This window comes from Oceanivirga salmonicida (assembly GCF_001517915.1).
GTDB lineage: Bacteria > Fusobacteriota > Fusobacteriia > Fusobacteriales > Leptotrichiaceae > Oceanivirga > Oceanivirga salmonicida.
In genome coordinates this window covers 1-2,931 of the sequence record NZ_LOQI01000111.1, presented here as the reverse complement: position 1 = coordinate 2,931, position 2,931 = coordinate 1, and the positions used below count along the sequence as shown (strand labels likewise).

Annotated in this window: 3 protein-coding genes and 1 pseudogene; all 4 read left to right on the top strand. The window is 21.5% G+C overall.

All coding sequences use genetic code 11. The features are described 5' to 3' along the window. Positions 1–1,264 (top strand): annotated as a pseudogene (locus tag AWT72_RS09815) (hypothetical protein); the annotation flags it as partial. A gap of 165 nt (positions 1,265–1,429) precedes the next feature. Then, complete coding sequence (locus AWT72_RS08340; RefSeq protein WP_067143535.1) at positions 1,430–2,281, top strand: hypothetical protein; 852 nt, start codon at positions 1,430–1,432, stop codon at positions 2,279–2,281. Between the two features lie 104 nt (positions 2,282–2,385). Beyond that, on the top strand, positions 2,386–2,523 hold the full coding sequence (locus AWT72_RS09535) for a hypothetical protein (RefSeq protein WP_156413125.1): 138 nt from the start codon (positions 2,386–2,388) through the stop codon (positions 2,521–2,523). 184 nt (positions 2,524–2,707) lie between these two features. After that, positions 2,708–2,931: hypothetical protein (locus tag AWT72_RS08335; RefSeq protein WP_156413124.1), on the top strand; the 224-nt coding region annotated here is incomplete at its 3' end.

The window sequence follows — 2,931 nt, the reverse complement described above, 5'->3', positions numbered from 1 at the left end:
ATTAGGAGTAGAAAAAGATAGTACAACTGATAAATCTAAACAAGAAAAAAGAGGATTATTAGAAAGTGGACAAATACATCTAAATGCAAAACATGATAAAGTTACAAAAGAAATTAGAAATGGTAAAGCAAAAACAAAAGAAGAAAGAGAAGAGTTAACTAAGAAAGCAGGATTCGATGCTTATATAGTGTTAGATGAAGATAATTTACCTGAAGAAGTAATAAAAAGAAATAAAGAATTAGAGGCAAGAGGACTTGGTAAATTAAGAACATTTGTTGGTAGAGATAAAAATGGAAAGAAAACTATATATACTATTGGAAATTTAAGTGAAGAAGAATTTAAACATGATTTAGCAAGAGAATATGGAATAAATAAGTATGGAAGATATGTAAGAGATAAAAATACAGGAGAATTAAAATTATTAGGTGCAACAGCAGGGAATATATTTGCAAAGAATGTAAAAGGAACAGGAGATACTGAAAAAATTCATTTAGAAGCAGATGAAGTTGAAAGTGTTGGAGAAATTATTAGTGATAAGCCAACAGAAGGTTCAAATGCTTGGGAAGATTCTGAATTGTGTATTAATGATACCCATATTGGAGAAAAATGTATCTTAATAAAAGATCCACTTAAATCACATAAAGATTTAATTTCAAATAATATAGTTAAAGTTGAAGATTTTAATAAAGAATTTAAACCTTTAGGTTTTAAACTTGATGTTGAAAAATATAAGAGAGATAAAAATTATAGAGAAGAAATGAATTACTATTACTATTTAGAAAAAAATAGTTTGAATTATGCAAAATATGAAGATATAAAATTTGAGGATGGTATTAATACTATTTATGTTAAGGATAAAAGAGGGAAAATTCAGAAATTAACAGTAGCTTCTGCTATGACTTCAATTTTTCATAATATAAAATTTGATGAAAATGGTAAAATGTATATTAATAATAATGATAAAACAAGAAATTATAAATATACAAATGAAGATGGTTATGAAATAGTTATAAATATACATGATAAAAAAGTTGTTACTGACAAACTTACAAGAGGAACTTTTAATCAAGATGCTGATAAATGGAATGATTTTGGTAGACATCTAAAATCTGATGTTAGATTATTTAATAAATATGGTTCAGGAATAGATTCTGATGTTCCAAAAGAAATTTTAGAAAGAGTAAAGAAATGTACAAGTTCTTTTTGGGGGTTTTATAATAGTATGAAAACTAAATCTTCAGCAACAAGAATAGAGTGTGAGTAAAAATGAAAAAAATAAATATAAATATAATAATAATTATATATATACTGAATATTTTGGTTCTTCTTTTTAAAGGCTTATCAACAAATCCTAATATATATGTATTTATAGATTTTGATATTGCTTATTTTAGTATAATTTTCACAAGCATATAGAAGGAGGCTAATTATGAATGATAAAAAAATAGACTTTAAAGTAGAACTGATTTTTATATTAATGATATTTTTGCTTTTTGCTCCTTTGTTTGAGGGAATATTTGTACCAGTTATAAAAATATTTACAAATAATACATTAAGTATGAAATTAATAGTATTAGAATTAACAAAGTTTAGTGTAATAAATGTTTTATTATTGAATATTAAGAATGAAAAAATAAAAAAAATACTTATCTTCTTAAGTATGTTTATATATACACTAGGGCATAATATATTTATGTTTATACTAACAATATTATTTCAAGAGATAATAAAAAATAAAGAGTATAGCAAAATTAAATATGTATATATGATAAATGTTTTAGGAATAATTTTACATAAGTATAGAATGATAGGTTGGTTTGAAGATAAAGAAAAAAATATTATATATATGTCTATTATATTATTAATAATAATTATAGTAACTTTAATATATTTGATTTCAAAATATAGAAAAGAAATTTTTGATATAAAAATAAATAAGACTATACTAAATATTTTAATAATAGGTATGATTATATTTTTAACTTTATTTAGAAATAATATAATTTTAAATGATAGATACATTGGTATAGAATTACAACTAAATATAAGTGTAGCAATTACTTTATTAACAATGTTTATTTTTTATTATTTTGACATAAATTTATATGAAAGAAGAACTGCTATAATGATATACATATTATTTTTCTATTTTATAACTTACCATATTTTAAGAATAGTAATTTCATATAAAATAATGGCAGTAATAGTTATTGTTTTTGACTTTTTATTAGTATTAGATAATATTAAGGAAACTAAAAGTATTGATGAAAACGAAAATTAAAATAAGAATTAATGGTAAAAAAGAATGTATTATTTTTGATAAAATATTAGATTATGAAAAAATAAGGCAAATAATTTATTGAAAGTTAAAATATGAAATTATAGTTGTCAGCAGAAGTTAGTTTAAGTATACGTGAAAAACTTAGATTATCATTGATTTATGTAGAAAAAGAAAAAAATATAGATTTTAGATTACAAATAGATTATGAAGAATTTGATAATACAGATGATTTAGGAAGATAAAGATTAATATATTAGATAAAAAAATTACCATTAGATGCAATATAAGAATTAAGAAAAGGTGTAAAAGAAATAGCCAAAGACCATATTTGAATAAAATAAATATAATTAAAAATATTATATTTATTAAAATATGATAATGATATAAATACAAAAAACAGTTATTAATTATTTAAAGGAGATCGCATTGAAAAAATTAATATATTTATTACTACCAATAAGCCTTTATGCAAGTAAAGTAGATAAGGTATTTTACAATAATAAAGAAACAGTAATACCCTTGTATCTAAGTTCAGGTATTAGAAAGGGGCAAGAGTATACTATAGAGCAAATAGATACCTTAATAGAGAACTTTAATTATGCAAAAGGTAATGATATAAATGTGAGTATAGAACCTTCTTCAAAAGAAGG